The following is an 18,973-nucleotide window of genomic DNA, read 5'->3' as shown; positions in this document are numbered from 1 at the left end:
CAAAACATTCTATCATAAGAATTTAGGTTTGACAAGAACTATTTATGATTTCTTTTTGTAACAAAATAGTATATGCTTATTATAATAAGAAAAAATCAGTTAAAAAAGGAGAGAAGATGCCAGATAATCTTGCTCTACGCATGCGTCCACGTACAATTTCAGAGGTGATTGGTCAGAAGCATCTGGTTGGTGAAGGTAAAATTATTCGCCGTATGGTAGAAGCGAATATGCTATCGTCAATGATTCTCTACGGGCCACCAGGAATCGGGAAGACCTCAATAGCTAGTGCTATTGCAGGAACAACAAAATTTGCTTTTAGAACCTTTAATGCTACAGTTGATAGCAAGAAACGCCTGCAGGAAATTGCGGAAGAGGCTAAATTTTCAGGTGGCTTAGTTCTGCTCCTAGATGAGATTCATCGTTTAGATAAAGCTAAACAAGACTTTTTATTACCACTCTTAGAGAATGGTAATATTATCATGATTGGGGCTACAACGGAGAATCCGTTTTTTTCTGTAACACCAGCCATCCGTAGTCGTGTACAAATATTTGAGTTGGAACCACTCTCTAACGAGGATATTAAGGAAGCTATCCTAGGTGTTTTAGAGGACAAGGAGCGTGGTTTTGACTTTGATGTCCAGTTAGATGATGATGCTCTAGATTTTATTGCTACGGCTACTAATGGTGATTTACGTTCGGCTTATAATTCGTTGGATCTAGCTGTCATGTCGACGCCAGCTTCAGAAGATGGGTTTCGCCATATTACTTTAGATACAGTGGAAAATAGTTTACAACGTAGCTATATCACCATGGATAAAGACGGTGATGGACACTATGATGTGCTCTCTGCTTTGCAAAAATCTATTCGAGGCTCTGATGTTAATGCCAGTCTTCATTATGCAGCGCGTTTGGTTGAAGCAGGAGATCTCCCTAGTCTAGCGCGGCGCTTGACTGTGATTGCATACGAGGATATTGGTTTAGCTAATCCTGATGCGCAAGTTCACACGGTTACAGCTTTGGAAGCTGCACAGAAAGTAGGTTTCCCAGAGGCGCGTATTTTGATAGCCAATGTAGTTGTTGACTTAGCTTTATCTCCTAAGTCGAATTCTGCTTATATGGCTATGGATGCTGCCTTGGCAGACCTTAGAAAATCAGGAAATTTACCGATTCCTCGTCATTTGAGAGATGGGCACTATGCTGGAAGTAAGGAACTGGGCAATGCACAAGATTACAAGTATCCCCATGCTTATCCTGAAAAGTGGGTCAAGCAACAATACCTTCCGGATAAATTAAGAGGTGTGAATTATTTCCAACCCAATGAAACCGGGAAATATGAAAGAGCTCTTGGAGCTAATAAAGACCGAATCGATAAGTTATCTAGATAATGCGAGAGGAATCAAGGAAAACGATTGCAAAAAAATTGATTTTTCCTCTTGCAATAATTTTCAAAAGTGGTATTATAAAAACATAGAAATTGCTGTGGTATACGAATCCACATATAAGTGTTGACCGACTAATTTTTGTATTATCGGGAGACAGAGGTCTATTAACAGTGTGCAGGCTGGCTCACCCAGAAGCAACTGAAGTTAGTAGCGAGTCGCCCACCTGCTTTTTTACGTCGCGGGTTCAATACAAACCGTGGATCATCGGTACCAATACAGCATCCAGCCTCCTTAGCTCAGTTGGTAGAGCAGTGGACTCTTAATCCATGGGTCACAGGTTCGAGCCCTGTAGGGGGCATAGAAATACAGAAGAAAAAGCCTTGATTTAAAAGGCTTTTTTGCTTGTCTATAACTGATTTGCCCCATCATTTGCCCCATATTTTTTTATGAGCAATCTTTCCAGACATCTTTGATTTGATTAAATTCCTCAAAAATTTTCTCCTCTAAAGTGTGTCCATATACTTCTACTAACATTGAAATATCTCTATGCCCTAGAATTTTTGCAATAACCCCAAGGTCAAATCCTTTGTGCCAGAGGTAACTTCCATAGGTATGACGTGCTCCTTTTGTCGTGATAATTGGATAAATATCTAATTCATTTAAAAGAACACTCAAAGCTTTATTGACACTAGCAATATCTGGTACCATATGAATATATCCATAATGCTGAAAAATCATTTTATACCTGTTCTTGATACCTAGCTCTTTATTAGCCTTCTCTTGTTCAATTTTTAGGACTTGTAATATCTTAATACATTCTTCGTCTATCGGTACCATACGAATAGACGTTTTGTTTTTTGGAGGGACAAATTTATGAGAAAGGGTATTAAACCTTCTATATGTTTTTAACAGTCCTCTGTCAAAGTCAACTTCATTCCAAGTTAACGCTATTAACTCTCCAAACCTCATCCCTGTTTTTAATAGAAAATAGACGATATAAGGAACAATTGATCGTTGGTAATCAAATTTTCTCTTTACTGCTAAAAGTAAATCCAGATAGTCCTTTTCTGTATGCAAATATTTCTCTTCGGTCATCTGTTGTTCTTTGGATGAAAATAACTCGACATGTTGTGTAAAATCATCTATTAGAACTTTGTCGGCAATTGCCATTTGGATGCTCTGATGGATTCCAGTATTCAATCTACCAAGAAAATTTCTACCAACTGTTTGCCCATACTTATTCATTATTCTTTGGTATTCACTCGCACGAATTTGAGTGACTTTTTTATTTCCAAATAATCTTTCAATTGTGTTTTTACGGAGAAGATATTTTTTCTTTGTCTCTTCCGACCTGCTACTCGGTAGAATTTTTAGTTCAAGCCATTCTTGATATAGATCTACAAGAGAAATATCTCTAGAAATTCTTTTCCCTAAACGAAGTTCTTGCAGAATCGGTTCAGCTTCTGACTCTGCAAGCTTTTTTGTTTTAAAACCGCTATTATGAGCAACAGTCTTTCCTTCGTTACGAATTTCATAGGTCCATAAGTTGCTATCTCCTCGCTTTCGATAACGAACACTTGCCATATTACGCCACCTCTGTTCCTAGAATCTCATTTACAACACTTTTTGGAACAACCATCAAACGTTTGCGATTATAAAATGTATAGCCTCGTGATACAAGTAATTCTCTTGCCTGATGAATGATATCATTCGCTGTATGAGGGCGATAGCCCATTTCAATTAATTCTTTGTTACTAATTAAATTATTGTCCATAGTTATCCTCCTTATTTATTTTCTAAATTCAGAAACTCGCCTACAAGTAGTTGTAATTCTGTATTTAATTTAGGGAGATTCTGTATTAATACTTCTTTTAATTCTTCCGCAAATTGGTTCGTTTCTTCTCTCAATAGTTTGCGGACTCTTGTTTTTTTCTTTTTGATGCTGTCTGATTTTAAATTTGGAAAAGCCAATGATAACAGTTCAGGATTGTTGAGAAAGATAATTGTAAATGCTCTTTGCTCTACTCGAATATGTTCTAGCTTATAAAATCCGAAATTATCAAGTCGATTCATAATATCTTGGACCATCTCCTCACCAATCGCTTTGGTTCTGAGTTGGAACTCCAGTCTCCACCAAAACGGATTTACAGCCAAATCTAGCTTCTCTTCGCGCTTGTGAGCAATGATTTCTTTATTCTTATCATATAACCTAACTTGTACATTACTACCGTTAGAACCCCAATATTTCGTCTCTAATTCGCCCCCTCGACCATAGAAGACCTTATGGGTAACACCACCTTTAATATGTTGCAAATTAACGATATCAGGCCTGTTGAAAATGTCAAATGCTAAATCAAAACGAGACAAACGTACCATCAATGAATTCAATCTGGCAAAATACATTAATTGCCTCCATACTTTCATTCCATCAAATTCTTTTAAAGTATTAGGATTGAAATCAATTCGAATTAATTGTTCACCTCCATAAGTGGATAATTGAAAAAATATAATATTGATCGAATCATACTCATTAAAAACTTTAGCTAAAGTAAAGACATCATCTCGAACATTATCATATATTTCAAATGAGTCAACTTTTGTACTTATTGCCTGTTTCAGATTTTTGAAAATTCGTCTTAGGGAACCAGTGTCTGTATCCCAGATAACCGTTAATCTATCAATACTGACATCTAACCTCTGTACTAATTCTCCTATTTCACATCGTTCTTGAATGCTTCTTAAATCTTGTATAGAAACCAACAAAATTGTCCCCCCTTCTTTTAGATTTTTTAGGTCTCAGAAACACTGTCAAATCAACGTTTGCTCGTTCCGTCGTTCTTTGGACGTTGTCCTAAGTGTCCCTTTTTGCTGGCTGTTAGAATAGCCAGCTTTTGCTTGGCTAGAAATTGTCTGGACGGCAGCCTGCAGGACTTCGCCTGACTTCCCGTCAGGCTCGTCCCTTGCCCTTGTCCACACAATTTCTAGCTCCAAGGCTTCGAATAGTCATCAGTCATAGTCATAGTCATAGTCTCGTCCTCAAATTCCTCCTCACTCACTATTCCTAAACATATGAGTTATTTGTATCGTTTATAACTTATTTGTAAGTTATAAATATATTTTATAAAAAATATTTTGAGTAGTCAACTAAAAACTTGATTTGTAAGTTTATAGGTGATAGAATAAGTTTAAAATACAACATAGGAGTTTATCATGACCTTTATTATTCAAAATTTTGGACCCAATTTGGCACGACTACGCATAGAAAAAGGAGTAAGTCAAACTCAACTTGCGGAAGATTTAGGAATCGGTAAACAGTCCATCTCTGATTACGAAAAACAAAAAAGCTATCCTACCTTTGCAAATTTGGATAAGATAGCAGAATATTTTAATGCAACTCCAACCCAACTATTTGGAACTAGTAAAGAGATTGAGTTAGAAAAGAGTGTTCTTGAAACTAATGAATACTCTGATAAAGTAAGTGAAATCTTAAAAGCTGTCAAATACATCGAACATTTTCTAGAAACAGATGGACAGTACTTAGAGGATTTACTTTACCTAACAAGAGGCAACCAACTATACACAGAAGATGGAGAAGAGTTGTATATGGATCCAACTTCTCCGAAAAGAACATTTCATAACCAATATGAACCTGGTTTTATTGTAGCAAGAGATAAATCCCCACTAGAACTCTTAATTGAAAATAAGGACCTATTAGATTAAAAAAAGCGAGGATATGTACTGATCCCAAAAGTTAGATTTTCTCTGTCTAACTTTTGGGGTGCAGTACATTTTCAACTCTCTTATTTATTTTCTTATCTCACATAATTACTTCACATATCCAGGCTCATCAAATTCATTTTTTTTTCAATAACATATGCCACATTTGCATCCTTATTGGTCAAAGAACATATATCTATTGAACTACAAAAGCTCTCTGACCGCAAAATTCCGTTAATTTACAACCTTATTCCTACTTTCTATTTTACTTTTCTGACAGATAAGATTATAATAAGAAGTATTTATTTTCGGAGGTTTTTATGTCATTTCTATCAAAAAATTGGGCAGGACTGTTAGCCTGTCTTATCATTTCTATCATCTCTTGGGTTTTAGGAGGCTTTCTGCCTGTTGTGGGAGCACCTGTTTTCGCCATTTTTATCGGAATGATTCTCTACCCCTTTCTCACTCCCTATAAACAACTGGATGCTGGTTTGACTTATAGCGCCAAAAAATTGCTTCAGTATGCTGTTATCTTGCTTGGGTTTGGACTCAATATCTCACAAGTTTTCGCAGTTGGAAAATCTTCCCTTCCTGTCATCCTCTCGACTATTTCTATCGCTTTAATTATTGCTTTCTTTTTCCAACGATTTTTTAACATGGATACAAAGCTAGCTACCTTGATTGGGGTAGGCTCTTCTATCTGTGGCGGTTCTGCCATTGCAGCGACTGCTCCTGTTATTCACGCCAAGGAAAAAGAAGTAGCCCAAGCCATTTCTGTTATCTTTTTCTTCAATGTCTTGGCAGCTCTTATCTTTCCAACTCTAGGTTCTTGGCTCCATCTCTCCAACGAAGGTTTTGCTCTCTTTGCGGGTACTGCGGTCAACGATACTTCCTCTGTAACAGCCACAGCTAGCTCCTGGGATAGTCTGTATCATACCAATACTCTAGAATCTGCAACCATTGTCAAACTGACTCGTACCTTAGCTATTATCCCTATTACTCTCTTCCTCTCCTATTGGCAAAGCCGTCAACAAGACAACAACCAAGGAGTAAAGCTTAAAAAAATCTTCCCCGTTTTCATTCTCTACTTCATCCTAGCTTCTCTGCTAACTACCGTCCTTACTTCTTTTGGTGTTAGCAATAGCTTCTTTTCACCTCTCAAACAGCTCTCCAAATTCCTCATCATCATGGCTATGAGTGCTATTGGTCTCAAAACTAACCTCGTTGCTATGATCAAATCCAGTGGAAAATCCATTCTTCTTGGAGCCCTTTGCTGGATCGCTATCATCCTGACTAGTCTTGGCATGCAATTACTCATCGGTATTTTCTAAGAAAAAAGGGAGCCTAAAGGCTACCTCAGAACGTAGACAAACGTCATTTTTGGCGTTTGTCTTTTTGTATCTTCAAAGATATTTTGTCTTATCATCTACTATTCCATCCAAAAATCTGATTTAAAGCAAAATAAAAAGGGATATTCCCTATCCATTTCGATAATTTTTTCATTACCCATTCTTCATTATCAATCATCAAACACTCTGCCTGTGAGTTGGTACATGAGGTAAATGTGCTCCAAGGTTTTGACAATTCGCGTCACATGAAGTTATTTAAGCATCTCCTTTTCTCTCATTACCATTTTCTGTTATAATAAATTGTACTTCTAGAATAGAAAGGTCTTAAGATGGCAACTCTTATTAAGCATAAACGTGTAGAATTTTCAGAACTATTTTATGACCTAGTGTTTGTTTTTGCAATTTCAAAAGCAACTGCTTTAATTCACCCTATTCATAACGGTGTTTTGGCTTGGGACTCTTTACTTGATTTCTTCATCTCTGTCATGGTTATCATCAATTCCTGGATGATTCAAACCATTTATACCAATCGCTATGGAACAAACTCGTTATTTAACATGGTAATCATGTTTATCAACATGGGACTTATGCTCTTTATATCCAATATGATTGGATACAATTGGCAACAATGGTACTATCATACCTGTTGGGCTGTTGGCACATTAACCCTTACCTTATTTTTTCAATATTTGGTTCAGTTTTTTAGAGGATCAACCGATAGTGCTGATCGGGAAAGTATCAAAGGTTTTCTATGGTTGACAGGTCTACAAAGCTTAGGAGTCTATCTGGCAGCTCTTTTTCCTATTTACGTTGGAGTCTATATCTTTATTGCTAGTATTCTGCTAACATTTATTGTGCCAATTTTCTTGATTACTAAAGATGAGCATTTCCAAGTAAATCTTCCCCATTTAATCGAGCGCGTCTCCCTTCTTGTCATTATTACGTTTGGAGAGATGGTTATTGGGCTAGTTAACTTCTTTACAGTTGAGAATTTCTCGATATATTCGGTTCTTAATTTCGTTATCATGCTTTCTCTGTTCTTGTTTTATTTTGGTGAATTTGACCATGCTATTGACGAAGGATCCAATCAAAAGGGATTATTTATAATTTATAGTCACTATCCTATTTTCATTGGGCTTATGTTGATGACAGTTTCGATGGGTTTTCTTCTGAATCCTGAGGCTAATCTTCTCGTTGCAATCAGCTTCTTTTATATCGGAATTGGCCTCTTCCAAGCTGCTGTCCTAGCAAATGGGCCCTATAACAAAAACTATCTTCGCTATTCGAAAAGTTACTACTGTGCTCAAGCGACACTCTATCTGGCTGCCTTGATTCTCTCTTTGGTTTTCGCTTCGAATCCTACAATAGTGCTGAGTATTGCAACCATCTTCGCTCTAGCTATAGCCATTCATTTTATTTATTTTTATGTGACACAGAATAAAAAATATTCCAAATCTAACTGGGGGTTCTTTTAATGAGTTTATAACATAAAAAAGCTTTGGGAACCAAGGCTTTATATGATATCAATCACCGACCACGAAAATGTTTAGCTTACAGAACTGCTAGTGAAGCTCTAGAGGATGAGTTCGAGTAAATGTTGCACTTATTCTTGCAATTTATCATTTACTTGATGCACGAACTCGATATTTTTTTCGTTAATTTGTTTTTGCCCCACTTTTGCCCCATTTTTAAATCCTGACATTGAAAATACCTAAAAGTATTTCCCTAAAATCAGCTATATTTCAACATTTTTGTTTATTTTCAATATGAAAAGTTCTTACAAATTCATGTAGGGGGCATCTTAATATCGGGAAGAGACTTGCTTATAAGTCTCTTTTTATTTTTCTAAGAAAGAACTCACTTTAAACAGAAATTTACGTGCTTATTTGTCTAAACGAGAGTTGTTCCCAATGATAATTTCTTCTAAAAATATGCTTTGTGTTATGATAATAGTCAAGAGACAGAATTAAAAAAGGAGACATGAGTTGAAAATTGCAATCATTGGCTATAGTGGTTCTGGAAAGTCGACTTTGGCAAATTTTTTAGGTCAACACTACAATTGTGAGGTACTTCATTTAGATAAAATTCATTTCACATCAAATTGGCAAGAGCGAACAGTTGATGAAATGACTGGCGATATATCAACATTTATGCTACAAAGTGATTGGATTATTGAAGGGAATTACTCGGCCTGTCTTTATGAAGAACGTATGAGGGAAGCTGACTGTATTGTATATTTCAACTTTAACAGAGTTAATTGTCTCTATCGGGCGTTTAGGCGTTATTTAACATATAGGGGAAAGACACGTCCTAGCATGGCAGAAGGTTGTAATGAAAAATTTGATTTTGCATTTGTGAAATGGATTTTATTAGACGGACGTTCTAAAAAATATGTAGAGCGATATAATGCAGTTGTTAAAAATTATTCTGACAAGACAATTATTTTAAAGAATCAAAGGCAGTTAAATGATTATATGAAGCAGGTTAAATAGCTGATAGTTATACATAAGAAGCAAGGTTAAAAAGATATAGTAAATAACTAGTTGCAATCTTAGCTATAACTGTCAGAATATTTTGTAAGAAGTGCTTTCAACGTTGAACAAATAGACTTTTTTCTGCTATAATAAACTGTAACGCAAAACTTGTGGGTGAAATTCCCACCGTGAAGTTTTTCAAGAAAGGTGGGGACAGCCTCGTAAAGGTGGAGCTGTCCGTTATCAAAATAATATGACATCAGTAGTTGTTGTGGGTACCCAGTGGGGTGATGAAGGTAAAGGGAAAATTACAGATTTCCTAAGTCAAGATGCCGAAGTGATCGCACGTTATCAAGGTGGAGACAATGCAGGTCACACGATTGTTATCGATGGTAAGAAATTTAAATTGCACTTGATTCCATCAGGTATTTTCTTCCCAGAGAAAATCTCTGTTATCGGGAATGGTGTAGTGGTCAATCCTAAATCACTTGTCAAAGAGTTGGAATATCTTCATGCAGAAGGTGTGTCAACAGAGAGCCTTCGTATTTCTGACCGCGCACACGTTATTTTGCCGTACCATATTAAACTTGATCAACTGCAAGAAGCCGCCAAAGGTGACAATAAGATTGGTACAACTAACAAAGGTATTGGTCCTGCCTATATGGATAAGGCTGCGCGTGTAGGCATCCGTATTGCAGACCTTTTGGACAAAGAAATCTTTGCTGATCGTTTGAAAACGAACTTAGCTGAGAAAAACCGTCTTTTCAGTAAGATGTATGAAGCTGAAGAATTATCATTCGATGAGATTTTTGAAGAATACTACGCTTACGGACAACAAATTAAGCAATATGTCACAGATACATCCGTTATCTTGAATGACGCTCTTGATGCAGGTAAACGTGTCCTCTTTGAAGGAGCTCAAGGGGTTATGCTTGATATTGACCAAGGTACTTACCCATTTGTAACGTCATCAAACCCAGTTGCGGGTGGTGTTACAATCGGTTCTGGTGTTGGTCCATCTAAAATTAATAAGGTAGTTGGTGTATGTAAGGCCTATACGAGTCGTGTTGGTGATGGTCCTTTCCCAACTGAGTTATTTGATGAAGTGGGTGAACGCATCCGTGAAGTTGGTCATGAATATGGAACAACAACAGGACGTCCACGTCGTGTAGGATGGTTTGACTCAGTGGTGATGCGCCATAGTCGTCGTGTATCAGGTATCACAAACCTCAGCTTGAACTGTATCGATGTTCTCTCAGGTCTTGACACTGTAAAAATTTGTGTAGCTTATGACCTTGATGGTGAGCGTATTGATCACTACCCAGCTAGTCTTGAGCAACTGAAACGTTGTAAACCAATCTATGAAGAATTGCCAGGTTGGGAAGAAGACATTACAGGTTGCCGTAGTTTAGATGAGCTTCCTGAAAATGCTCGTAATTATGTTCGTCGTGTTGGTGAATTGGTAGGTGTACGTATCTCTACTTTCTCTGTAGGACCAGGACGTGAACAAACAAACATCCTTGAAAGTGTTTGGTCAAATATCTAAAGCCAACAAAAGGAGAATCTAGGAAACTAGGTTCTCTTTTCTCACGCCTTAAACATATAGATTAATATGAATGCTGCAACTGTTAAAAAAGGTTACTAATTTTTCGATATGATTAGGAAAGAAACCTTTCTATTTGATTAGTTTTTCGGTATAATATGGATTGATTGAATGAAAATTAATGAGAACCTACTTTCATGATTTAAAAGTGTGTTCATAATTTTGACGAAGAAAATAAGTGAGCATATCTCTTAATAGTTTTGGGCAAGAGGTGAATAATGAATAAGATTGTATTTGTTTGTCTGGGGAATATTTGTCGTAGCCCAATGGCAGAATTTGTGATGAAAGAGCTGGACCAAGAAAAGTCTTTGCATATCGAAAGTCGCGCGACATCTTCATGGGAGCATGGAAATCCAGTTCATCAAGGAACCCAAAAGATTTTAAGGAAATATGCTATTTCTTTTGACTCTTCCAAGGGCTCACAACAGATTAGTCAGGCCGATTTTGAGTTCTTTGATTTAGTTGTGGGAATGGATGAGTCAAATGTTGAGGATCTTCTACAGATATCTGCAGGGCGTTATGACGATAAAATCAAGCTTTTCCGACCTGGTGGAGTTCCGGACCCATGGTATACAGGTGACTTTGAAGAAACATACAAATTGGTAACTGCAGGTTGTCGAGATTGGTTACAGTGGATTAAGGATAGACAATGAATTTTAAACAACTAAAGGATTTTGATTTTAAAAATATTGATATTGACCGAAATCAATTTGAGCGTATTACAGTAGGGGTTATTATTTTATGTGCCCTGTCCTTGTTTTTGGTGACTATAAAAACGCAACATTCTATCAAGATTGATGGGACTAAGATTGCCTATAAAGGTCAGATGCAGAACCATCGTTTGAATGGTCAAGGAACTTTGACCTATGATAATGGTGATACCTATACGGGAGAATTTAAGAATGGTTCCTTTAATGGTCAAGGAACCTTCAAATCTCATGAGGGTTGGATTTATCAAGGAGAGTTCAAGTCTGGTCAAGCCGATGGTCAAGGAAAATTGACTACTGAAAATAAGGTTACCTACAAAGGAAAATTTAAACAGGGGATTTTTAAAGGATGAGAATTAACTGGTTTTCTTATATTCGTGTGACAGGACTTCTTTTGGTTCTGATCTATCATTTCTTCCCAAGTATTCTTCCTGGGGGCTTCATCGGTGTTGATGTCTTCTTTACCTTCTCAGGGTATTTGATTACAGCACTTTTGATTGATGAGGTATCTAGGACGCATCGCATTGATTATCTTGGTTTTATGCGACGACGCTTCTACCGGATAGTACCACCACTTGTATTGATGGTTCTTATCTGCACCCCTTTGGCACTCTTGGTTCGAAATGATTTTATTGCAGGTATTGGACGTCAAATCACCTCTGTTATCGGTTTTGTAACTAACTATTATGAGATTTTGACCGGGGGAAATTATGAGAACCAGTTTAACCAGCATATTTACCTCCATACATGGAGTCTGGCTATTGAGGTTCACTATTATATTCTTTGGGGTGCCTTGCTTTGGTTCCTAGCTAAGCGTGTTAAACATCAAAATCAATTTAGAAGTCTAGTCTTTATGGTATCTCTTGCCTGCTTTATGGTGAGCTTCCTATCAATGTTTATTAGTGCTTTCTTTGTTGATAGTTTTTCTCGCTTATATTTCTCATCAATTACGCATGCTTATCCGTTTTTCCTAGGTTCGCTCTTTGCGACACTTTCAGGTGTGTATGAAACGACCGCTAGGTTCAAGAAAAATATACGCCTTTGGACTCTGAAAAAGACAGTCCTTTATATGGTAGGAAGTTTTGCCTTGCTCGTATTGTTGGGCTTAGTTCTCCATTTTGAGGAACGCATTACCTATCTATTTGGTTTTGTTTTAGCTAGTTTGTTCACGGCTGTTATGATTTACTCTGCCCGTGTCCTCCATGAGAAATTGCCTGGAAAATCAGAGCCTGCTCTTATTAGTTATTTGGCAGAGATTAGCTATAGTGTCTATCTTTTTCACTGGCCGCTATATATTATCTTTAGTCAATTGACCAATAATATTATTGCAGTCATTCTGACAACGATTCTGTCAATTGTTTTTGCAACACTTTCCTACTATATAATAGAGCCATTTATTGCAGGAAGAAAGGCCAGTCTCTTTGGAATAGACTTAGACTTGACGCCGTACCGACATATTGTGCTTTATGTTTTTAGTGGTCTTACTTTAATTACAGTGCTTATTTCTCTCTTTGCGCCAGCTGTAGGGAACTTCGAGAAAGATTTAGAAGCTAATGGTTTGTCGCAAGCTCAGACTAAGATGAAATTAACGCGTACCAATGCGGAAAACAGTCAGGCTACTTCATTTGGTGTGAATAAGGGAGTGACAGTTTTAGGGGACTCCGTAGCTCTTAGATCAAAAGATCAGCTGGAATCAAGTATTGATAATGTCGCTATAGATGCGGTTGTCAGTCGTAACCTATCAACAATCAATGATTTGCTTAAAGATTACGCGGATAGTAATGCTCTTGCTAAGGATGTTGTCATTGCTGGTGGTGTTAATGAGATTGACGACTATAAAGGCGTTATTAATAAAATCATCAAGAATTTACCTAAGGGTCACCATATTATCTTTGTGACACCATATAATGGTAGTAAATCTGGTAATGAGGCTCAATCTTTGATTCAGTTACGTAAGTATGAGTTAGAGATGGCTAAAAAATATGACTTTGTGACGGTTGCTGACTGGTATCAAGTGGCTAAAGAAAATATTTCTATTTGGAATGGTACAGATGGGGTTCACTTTGGATCTGATAGCGACTCTATTAACCGTGGTGCTAAACTCTATACTAAGACAATTAAAGAAGCTATAGAGAAAGCTGATAAGGCACCAGTTAAGGGTGGTAAGAAATAATCAAAAGAGAAGGCAAGTCTTGTCTTCTTTTTTATGGACAAATTTTGACTGCATTTTTTGTTTTGTGCTAAAATAAGCCTATGGCAAGAATATTAGATAATGATTTACTAGGAGATGAAGAGTATGTTGAGCGTACCCTTCGTCCTCAGTACTTTAAGGAATATATTGGTCAAGATAAGGTTAAGGACCAATTAAAGATTTTTATAGAGGCAGCTAAACTTCGTGATGAAGCATTGGATCATACTCTTTTGTTTGGTCCTCCAGGTTTAGGGAAAACGACCATGGCTTTTGTGATAGCTAATGAGATGGGCGTCAATTTAAAGCAGACGTCTGGGCCAGCAATTGAGAAGGCTGGAGATCTGGTTGCCATACTCAATGACTTGGAGCCAGGTGATATCTTATTTATTGATGAGATTCATCGAATGCCTATGGCAGTGGAAGAAGTACTTTATAGTGCTATGGAAGATTACTACATCGATATCATGATTGGTGCAGGTGAAACAAGTCGTAGTGTTCACCTAGAGTTACCACCGTTCACTTTAGTGGGTGCAACCACACGAGCAGGTATGTTGTCAAATCCATTGAGGGCTCGTTTTGGGATTAATGGTCATATGGAATATTATGAGTTACCAGATTTGAAGGAAATTATAGAACGCACTTCAGAAATCTTTGATATGACTATAACACCTGAGGCTGCCCTAGAGTTAGCACGTCGTAGTCGTGGAACGCCACGTATTGCTAACCGCCTACTTAAGCGTGTGAGAGACTATGCACAAATTATGGGTGATGGCATCATTGATGATAAGATTGCAGACAAGGCGTTGACTATGTTGGATGTGGACCATGAAGGACTAGATTATGTCGACCAAAAAATTCTCCGAACCATGATTGAGATGTATGGTGGTGGACCGGTTGGTCTAGGGACCTTGTCAGTTAATATTGCTGAAGAGCGAGAAACGGTAGAAGATATGTATGAACCCTATCTAATTCAAAAAGGATTTATTATGCGAACACGAACAGGACGTGTTGCAACGGTTAAAGCCTATGAACACATGGGGTACGACTACACTAAAGAAAGTTGATAAAAAATCCATCGAAGGTGGATTTTTTTGTTTAGTCAAAAGAAAATAAAGAAAAAAGAAAAAAACTTTAAAAATCCCTTGCAATGAGTGGGTTCTTTTGTTATTATATTATGGTGCTGTAAATACAGCGCTTAGCTATGATACAAGAGGTTGCGACACGCCTGGTTGCACTGCCACGCAATCCGTGTTGGTTTTCTTGAGGAGCTAGCCTATTATCTTAAATAGACGAAAGAGGAGAAAAAATGGCAAACAAAAAAATTCGTATCCGTTTGAAAGCTTACGAACACCGTACGCTTGATACAGCGGCTGAAAAAATCGTAGAAACTGCAACTCGCACAGGTGCGACAGTTGCTGGACCAGTTCCACTTCCAACTGAACGTAGTCTCTACACAATTATTCGTGCGACTCACAAATATAAAGATTCTCGCGAACAATTTGAAATGCGTACACATAAACGTCTTATCGACATCATCAACCCAACTCAAAAAACAGTTGATGCTTTGATGAAACTTGATCTTCCAAGTGGTGTGAACGTAGAAATCAAACTTTAATTTAAAGTTTGATTCAATGAGCATAAAAAACGCTCGTTAAAAACTTTTTTGAGCATAAAAAACGCTCATAAAAAACTTTTTGAAAAAACAATAAAGTAAAGGAAATATTTTCTCATGACAAAAGGAATCTTAGGGAAAAAAGTGGGAATGACTCAAATCTTCACTGAAGCAGGTGAATTTATCCCTGTTACTGTCATCGAAGCTACTCCAAACGTTGTGCTTCAAGTTAAAACTGTTGAAACAGACGGTTACGAAGCAGTTCAAGTTGGTTTTGACGACAAACGCGAAGTATTGAGCAACAAACCTGCCAAAGGCCACGTAGCGAAAGCTAACACAGCTCCTAAGCGCTTCATTCGTGAATTCAAAAACATTGAAGGCTTGGAAGTTGGATCAGAAATCACTGTTGACACATTCGAAGCTGGAGATGTTGTTGACGTAACTGGTACTTCAAAAGGTAAAGGTTTCCAAGGTGTTATCAAACGCCATGGTCAATCACGCGGACCTATGGCTCACGGTTCTCGTTACCACCGTCGTCCAGGTTCAATGGGACCTGTTGCGCCTAACCGTGTTTTCAAAAACAAACACTTGGCAGGACGTATGGGTGGCAACCGTGTGACAATTCAAAATCTTGAAGTTGTACAAGTTATCCCAGAGAAAAACGTTATCCTTATCAAAGGTAACGTACCAGGTGCTAAGAAATCTCTTATCACTATCAAATCAGCAGTTAAAGCTGCTAAATAATAAGAAAGGAGAAATCAGTTAAAAATGGCAAACGTAAAACTATTTGACCAAACTGGTAAAGAAGTTAGCACAGTTGAACTTAACGACGCTATCTTCGGTATCGAACCAAACGAATCAGTAGTATTTGATGTCGTAATCAGCCAACGTGCTAGCCTTCGCCAAGGTACTCACGCGGTTAAAAACCGTTCAGCAGTATCAGGTGGTGGACGTAAACCATGGCGTCAAAAAGGAACTGGACGTGCTCGTCAAGGTTCTATCCGCTCACCACAATGGCGTGGTGGTGGTGTTGTCTTCGGACCAACTCCACGTTCTTACGGATACAAACTTCCACAAAAAGTTCGTCGCCTTGCATTGAAATCTGTTTACTCAGCTAAAGTTGCAGAAGATAAATTTGTAGCAGTTGAAGCTCTTTCATTTGCAGCTCCAAAAACTGCTGAATTCGCAAACGTTCTTTCAGCTCTTAGCATCGATTCTAAAGTACTTGTTATCGTTGAAGAAGGAAACAAATTCGCTGAACTTTCAGCACGTAACCTTGCAAACGTAACTGTTGCAACTCCTGCAACTGCAAGCGTACTTGACATCGTAAACGCAGATAAACTTCTTGTTACTAAAGAAGCTATCTCATCAATCGAGGAGGTTCTTGCATAATGAATTTGTATGACGTAATCAAAAAACCTGTTATCACTGAGAAATCTATGATTGCTCTTGAAGCAGGAAAATACACTTTCGAAGTTGATACACGTGCACACAAACTCTTGATCAAACAAGCAGTTGAAGCTGCATTTGAAGGTGTTAAAGTTGCTAGCGTGAACACTGTAACTGTTAAACCAAAACAAAAACGTGTTGGACGTTACACTGGTTTCACTTCAAAAACTAAAAAAGCTATCATCACTCTTACAGCTGATTCTAAAGCAATCGAGTTGTTTGCAGCTGAAGCTGAATAATCAAAGGAGAAATTAACGTGGGTATTAAAGTTTATAAACCAACGACAAATGGCCGTCGTAACATGACTTCTTTGGATTTCGCAGAAATCACTACAAGCACTCCTGAAAAATCATTGCTTGTTTCTCTTAAGAACAAAGCTGGTCGTAACAACAACGGTCGTATCACTGTACGTCACCAAGGTGGCGGACACAAACGTCACTACCGTTTGATTGACTTCAAACGTAACAAAGATGGCGTTGAAGCAGTTGTTAAAACAATTGAGTATGATCCAAACCGTACTGCAAACATCGCTCTTGTACACTACACTGACGGGGTTAAAGCTTACATCATCGCACCTAAAGGTCTTGAAGTAGGTCAACGTATCGTTTCAGGTCCAGATGCGGATATCAAAATTGGTAACGCTCTTCCACTTGCAAACATCCCAGTTGGTACAGTTATCCACAACATCGAGCTTCAACCAGGTAAAGGTGCTGAACTTATCCGTGCCGCTGGTGCTTCTGCTCAAGTTTTGGGTCAAGAAGGTAAATACGTACTTGTTCGTCTTCAATCAGGCGAAGTTCGTATGGTTCTTGGTACTTGTCGTGCAACTATCGGTACTGTAGGTAACGAACAACAATCACTTATCAACCTTGGTAAAGCCGGACGTAATCGCTGGAAGGGTATTCGCCCAACAGTTCGTGGTTCTGTAATGAACCCTAACGATCACCCACACGGTGGTGGTGAAGGTAAAGCACCAGTTGGACGTAAAGCGCCATCTACTCCATGGGGTAAACCTGCGCTTGGTCTTAAAACTCGTAACAAGAAAGCTAAATCTGACAAACTTATCGTTCGTCGTCGTAACGAAAAATAATTTAGTCGCTTAGCACATAACATCCGCCAACTCGGTAGCATTTCTTAGTGCAAGCCGCTGTGGTACATTCAATTTAAAGGAGAAAACTACAAAATGGGACGTAGTCTTAAAAAAGGACCTTTCGTCGATGAGCATTTGATGAAAAAAGTTGAAGCTCAAGCAAATGACGAAAAGAAAAAAGTAATTAAAACTTGGTCACGTCGTTCAACGATTTTCCCAAGTTTCATCGGATACACTATCGCAGTTTATGATGGACGTAAACACGTTCCTGTTTACATCCAAGAAGACATGGTAGGTCACAAACTTGGTGAATTTGCACCAACTCGTACTTACAAAGGTCACGCAGCTGACGATAAGAAAACACGTCGTTAATAGGAGGAGGACACAATGGCAGAAATTACTTCAGCTAAAGCAATGGCTCGTACAGTGCGTGTTTCACCTCGTAAAACACGTCTTGTTCTTGATCTTATCCGTGGTAAGAACGTTGCTGATGCAATCGCAATCTTGAAATTCACTCCAAACAAAGCAGCTCGCATTGTTGAGAAAACTCTTAACTCTGCTATCGCTAACGCAGAAAACAACTTTGGTTTGGAAAAAGCTAACTTGGTAGTATCTGAAACATTCGCAAACGAAGGACCAACAATGAAACGTTTCCGTCCACGTGCGAAAGGTTCAGCTTCACCAATCAACAAACGCACAACTCACGTAACAGTAGTTGTGTCAGAAAAATAAGGAGGTAAACTCGTGGGTCAAAAAGTACATCCAATTGGTATGCGTGTCGGGATCATCCGTGACTGGGATGCGAAATGGTATGCTGAAAAAGAATACGCAGATTACCTTCACGAAGATTTGGCAATCCGCAAATTCATTCAAAAAGAACTTGCAGACGCTTCAGTTTCAACTATTGAAATCGAACGTGCTGTAAACAAAGTTATTGTTTCACTTCACACTGCAAAACCAGGTATGGTTATCGGTAAAGGTGGATCAAACGTTGACGCTCTTCGCGCTCAACTTAACAAATTGACTGGAAAACAAGTACACATCAACATCGTTGAAATCAAGAAACCTGATTTGGACGCTCACCTTGTTGGTGAAACAATTGCTCGCCAACTTGAGCAACGTGTTGCTTTCCGTCGTGCACAAAAACAAGCTATCCAACGTGCAATGCGTGCTGGAGCTAAAGGAATCAAAACTCAAGTATCAGGTCGTTTGAACGGTGCAGATATCGCCCGTGCAGAGGGATACTCTGAAGGTACAGTTCCACTTCACACACTTCGCGCTGATATCGATTATGCTTGGGAAGAAGCTGACACAACTTACGGTAAACTTGGTGTTAAAGTTTGGATCTACCGTGGAGAAGTTCTTCCAGCTCGTAAAAACACTAAAGGAGGCAAATAAC

22 protein-coding genes, 1 tRNA gene and 1 other RNA gene are annotated in these 18,973 nt (G+C 38.2%); 20 read left to right on the top strand and 4 right to left on the bottom strand.

Going from position 1 to position 18,973, the window contains the following annotated elements:
* Positions 1 to 116 precede the first annotated feature (116 nt).
* The 3 genes from AX662_RS03400 to AX662_RS03390 all read left to right on the top strand — a co-directional run bounded on the left by AX662_RS03400 (position 117) and on the right by AX662_RS03390 (position 1,740).
* On the top strand, positions 117 to 1,385 hold the full coding sequence (locus AX662_RS03400; protein ID WP_060971610.1) for a replication-associated recombination protein A: 1,269 nt from the start codon (positions 117 to 119) through the stop codon (positions 1,383 to 1,385).
* Positions 1,386 to 1,471: 86 nt separating this feature from the next.
* Positions 1,472 to 1,667: non-coding RNA, 6S RNA (gene ssrS, locus AX662_RS03395), on the top strand.
* Positions 1,668 to 1,740 (top strand) — tRNA-Lys (locus AX662_RS03390). It abuts the RNA gene before it with no gap.
* A gap of 86 nt (positions 1,741 to 1,826) precedes the next feature.
* Here the strand turns inward: AX662_RS03390 and AX662_RS03385 are convergent.
* From AX662_RS03385 to AX662_RS11090, 4 genes are read right to left on the bottom strand one after another with little or no spacing between them, the layout of a single operon-like run.
* Positions 1,827 to 2,966, bottom strand: coding sequence for a tyrosine-type recombinase/integrase (locus AX662_RS03385; RefSeq protein ID WP_003091984.1), 1,140 nt, complete (start codon positions 2,964 to 2,966; stop codon positions 1,827 to 1,829).
* Position 2,967: 1 nt separating this feature from the next.
* Complete coding sequence (locus tag AX662_RS03380) at positions 2,968 to 3,156, bottom strand: DUF3173 domain-containing protein (RefSeq protein WP_000369785.1); 189 nt, start codon at positions 3,154 to 3,156, stop codon at positions 2,968 to 2,970.
* Positions 3,157 to 3,167: 11 nt separating this feature from the next.
* Complete coding sequence (locus AX662_RS03375) at positions 3,168 to 4,145, bottom strand: replication initiation protein (protein ID WP_048788676.1); 978 nt, start codon at positions 4,143 to 4,145, stop codon at positions 3,168 to 3,170.
* Positions 4,146 to 4,190: 45 nt separating this feature from the next.
* Positions 4,191 to 4,373, bottom strand: coding sequence for a hypothetical protein (locus AX662_RS11090; RefSeq protein ID WP_048790917.1), 183 nt, complete (start codon positions 4,371 to 4,373; stop codon positions 4,191 to 4,193).
* Between the two features lie 219 nt (positions 4,374 to 4,592).
* Here AX662_RS11090 and AX662_RS03365 point away from each other — a divergent pair, with 219 nt between their 5' ends.
* The 17 genes from AX662_RS03365 (at position 4,593) to rpsC (ending at position 18,972) form a co-directional block, all read left to right on the top strand.
* Positions 4,593 to 5,102 carry a helix-turn-helix domain-containing protein gene (locus AX662_RS03365; protein WP_014635150.1) on the top strand — a complete coding sequence of 170 codons (510 nt, stop codon included), beginning with the start codon at positions 4,593 to 4,595 and terminating at the stop codon, positions 5,100 to 5,102.
* A 317-nt stretch (positions 5,103 to 5,419) separates the two neighbouring features.
* Complete coding sequence (locus AX662_RS03360; protein WP_060971609.1) at positions 5,420 to 6,430, top strand: YeiH family protein; 1,011 nt, start codon at positions 5,420 to 5,422, stop codon at positions 6,428 to 6,430.
* A gap of 347 nt (positions 6,431 to 6,777) precedes the next feature.
* The gene (locus tag AX662_RS03355; RefSeq protein ID WP_014635148.1) at positions 6,778 to 7,923 is read left to right on the top strand and encodes a low temperature requirement protein A; all 1,146 of its coding nucleotides are present in this window, start codon (positions 6,778 to 6,780) and stop codon (positions 7,921 to 7,923) included.
* A gap of 510 nt (positions 7,924 to 8,433) precedes the next feature.
* Positions 8,434 to 8,940: a DNA topology modulation protein gene (locus AX662_RS03350; protein ID WP_037620457.1), complete on the top strand. Its 507-nt coding sequence runs from the start codon at positions 8,434 to 8,436 to the stop codon at positions 8,938 to 8,940.
* A gap of 235 nt (positions 8,941 to 9,175) precedes the next feature.
* Entirely contained in the window at positions 9,176 to 10,468 is a 1,293-nt protein-coding gene (locus AX662_RS03345) for an adenylosuccinate synthase (protein ID WP_014632520.1), read from the top strand.
* Between the two features lie 275 nt (positions 10,469 to 10,743).
* Positions 10,744 to 11,178: a low molecular weight protein-tyrosine-phosphatase gene (locus tag AX662_RS03340; protein ID WP_014635146.1), complete on the top strand. Its 435-nt coding sequence runs from the start codon at positions 10,744 to 10,746 to the stop codon at positions 11,176 to 11,178.
* The gene (locus tag AX662_RS03335; protein WP_014635145.1) at positions 11,175 to 11,585 is read left to right on the top strand and encodes a membrane protein; all 411 of its coding nucleotides are present in this window, start codon (positions 11,175 to 11,177) and stop codon (positions 11,583 to 11,585) included. Before AX662_RS03340 ends, AX662_RS03335 begins: the two co-directional genes overlap by 4 nt.
* Positions 11,582 to 13,405: an acyltransferase family protein gene (locus AX662_RS03330; protein WP_014635144.1), complete on the top strand. Its 1,824-nt coding sequence runs from the start codon at positions 11,582 to 11,584 to the stop codon at positions 13,403 to 13,405. Before AX662_RS03335 ends, AX662_RS03330 begins: the two co-directional genes overlap by 4 nt.
* Before the next feature lie 80 nt (positions 13,406 to 13,485).
* Positions 13,486 to 14,487: a Holliday junction branch migration DNA helicase RuvB gene (gene ruvB / locus AX662_RS03325; protein WP_002892095.1), complete on the top strand. Its 1,002-nt coding sequence runs from the start codon at positions 13,486 to 13,488 to the stop codon at positions 14,485 to 14,487.
* 242 nt (positions 14,488 to 14,729) lie between these two features.
* Positions 14,730 to 15,038, top strand: a complete 309-nt coding sequence (gene rpsJ, locus AX662_RS03320) for a 30S ribosomal protein S10 (protein ID WP_002885653.1) — start codon at positions 14,730 to 14,732, stop codon at positions 15,036 to 15,038.
* Positions 15,039 to 15,152: 114 nt separating this feature from the next.
* Positions 15,153 to 15,779 carry a 50S ribosomal protein L3 gene (gene rplC / locus AX662_RS03315; protein ID WP_002885755.1) on the top strand — a complete coding sequence of 209 codons (627 nt, stop codon included), beginning with the start codon at positions 15,153 to 15,155 and terminating at the stop codon, positions 15,777 to 15,779.
* A 24-nt stretch (positions 15,780 to 15,803) separates the two neighbouring features.
* Positions 15,804 to 16,427: a 50S ribosomal protein L4 gene (rplD, locus tag AX662_RS03310; protein ID WP_002885795.1), complete on the top strand. Its 624-nt coding sequence runs from the start codon at positions 15,804 to 15,806 to the stop codon at positions 16,425 to 16,427.
* Positions 16,427 to 16,723: a 50S ribosomal protein L23 gene (locus tag AX662_RS03305; RefSeq protein ID WP_002887066.1), complete on the top strand. Its 297-nt coding sequence runs from the start codon at positions 16,427 to 16,429 to the stop codon at positions 16,721 to 16,723. The genes rplD and AX662_RS03305 overlap by 1 nt, the downstream gene beginning before the upstream one ends.
* Positions 16,724 to 16,740: 17 nt before the next feature.
* A complete protein-coding gene (gene rplB, locus AX662_RS03300; RefSeq protein ID WP_002887065.1) occupies positions 16,741 to 17,574 on the top strand; it encodes a 50S ribosomal protein L2 in 834 nt (277 codons plus the stop codon).
* A 93-nt stretch (positions 17,575 to 17,667) separates the two neighbouring features.
* Complete coding sequence (gene rpsS / locus AX662_RS03295; RefSeq protein WP_000533765.1) at positions 17,668 to 17,946, top strand: 30S ribosomal protein S19; 279 nt, start codon at positions 17,668 to 17,670, stop codon at positions 17,944 to 17,946.
* 15 nt (positions 17,947 to 17,961) lie between these two features.
* Entirely contained in the window at positions 17,962 to 18,306 is a 345-nt protein-coding gene (gene rplV / locus AX662_RS03290) for a 50S ribosomal protein L22 (RefSeq protein ID WP_002887063.1), read from the top strand.
* A gap of 12 nt (positions 18,307 to 18,318) precedes the next feature.
* Positions 18,319 to 18,972, top strand: coding sequence for a 30S ribosomal protein S3 (gene rpsC, locus AX662_RS03285; protein ID WP_002885727.1), 654 nt, complete (start codon positions 18,319 to 18,321; stop codon positions 18,970 to 18,972).
* Position 18,973: the final 1 nt, after the last annotated feature.

This window comes from Streptococcus sp. CCH5-D3, from assembly GCF_001556435.1.
GTDB lineage: Bacteria > Bacillota > Bacilli > Lactobacillales > Streptococcaceae > Streptococcus.
This window is presented reverse-complemented; position numbering and strand designations above follow the sequence as displayed.

Excerpts from the sequence above, each read along its gene's own strand:
- AX662_RS03400 (WP_060971610.1), top strand. The coding sequence starts at position 117 with ATGCCAGATAATCTTGCTCTACGCATGCGTCCACGTACAATTTCAGAG.
- AX662_RS03385 (WP_003091984.1), bottom strand. The coding sequence starts at position 2,966 with ATGGCAAGTGTTCGTTATCGAAAGCGAGGAGATAGCAACTTATGGACC.
- AX662_RS03380 (WP_000369785.1), bottom strand. The coding sequence starts at position 3,156 with ATGGACAATAATTTAATTAGTAACAAAGAATTAATTGAAATGGGCTAT.
- AX662_RS03365 (WP_014635150.1), top strand. The coding sequence starts at position 4,593 with ATGACCTTTATTATTCAAAATTTTGGACCCAATTTGGCACGACTACGC.
- AX662_RS03360 (WP_060971609.1), top strand. The coding sequence starts at position 5,420 with ATGTCATTTCTATCAAAAAATTGGGCAGGACTGTTAGCCTGTCTTATC.
- AX662_RS03355 (WP_014635148.1), top strand. The coding sequence starts at position 6,778 with ATGGCAACTCTTATTAAGCATAAACGTGTAGAATTTTCAGAACTATTT.
- AX662_RS03345 (WP_014632520.1), top strand. The coding sequence starts at position 9,176 with ATGACATCAGTAGTTGTTGTGGGTACCCAGTGGGGTGATGAAGGTAAA.
- AX662_RS03340 (WP_014635146.1), top strand. The coding sequence starts at position 10,744 with ATGAATAAGATTGTATTTGTTTGTCTGGGGAATATTTGTCGTAGCCCA.
- AX662_RS03335 (WP_014635145.1), top strand. The coding sequence starts at position 11,175 with ATGAATTTTAAACAACTAAAGGATTTTGATTTTAAAAATATTGATATT.
- AX662_RS03330 (WP_014635144.1), top strand. The coding sequence starts at position 11,582 with ATGAGAATTAACTGGTTTTCTTATATTCGTGTGACAGGACTTCTTTTG.
- ruvB (WP_002892095.1), top strand. The coding sequence starts at position 13,486 with ATGGCAAGAATATTAGATAATGATTTACTAGGAGATGAAGAGTATGTT.
- rpsJ (WP_002885653.1), top strand. The coding sequence starts at position 14,730 with ATGGCAAACAAAAAAATTCGTATCCGTTTGAAAGCTTACGAACACCGT.
- rplC (WP_002885755.1), top strand. The coding sequence starts at position 15,153 with ATGACAAAAGGAATCTTAGGGAAAAAAGTGGGAATGACTCAAATCTTC.
- rplD (WP_002885795.1), top strand. The coding sequence starts at position 15,804 with ATGGCAAACGTAAAACTATTTGACCAAACTGGTAAAGAAGTTAGCACA.
- AX662_RS03305 (WP_002887066.1), top strand. The coding sequence starts at position 16,427 with ATGAATTTGTATGACGTAATCAAAAAACCTGTTATCACTGAGAAATCT.
- rpsS (WP_000533765.1), top strand. The coding sequence starts at position 17,668 with ATGGGACGTAGTCTTAAAAAAGGACCTTTCGTCGATGAGCATTTGATG.
- rplV (WP_002887063.1), top strand. The coding sequence starts at position 17,962 with ATGGCAGAAATTACTTCAGCTAAAGCAATGGCTCGTACAGTGCGTGTT.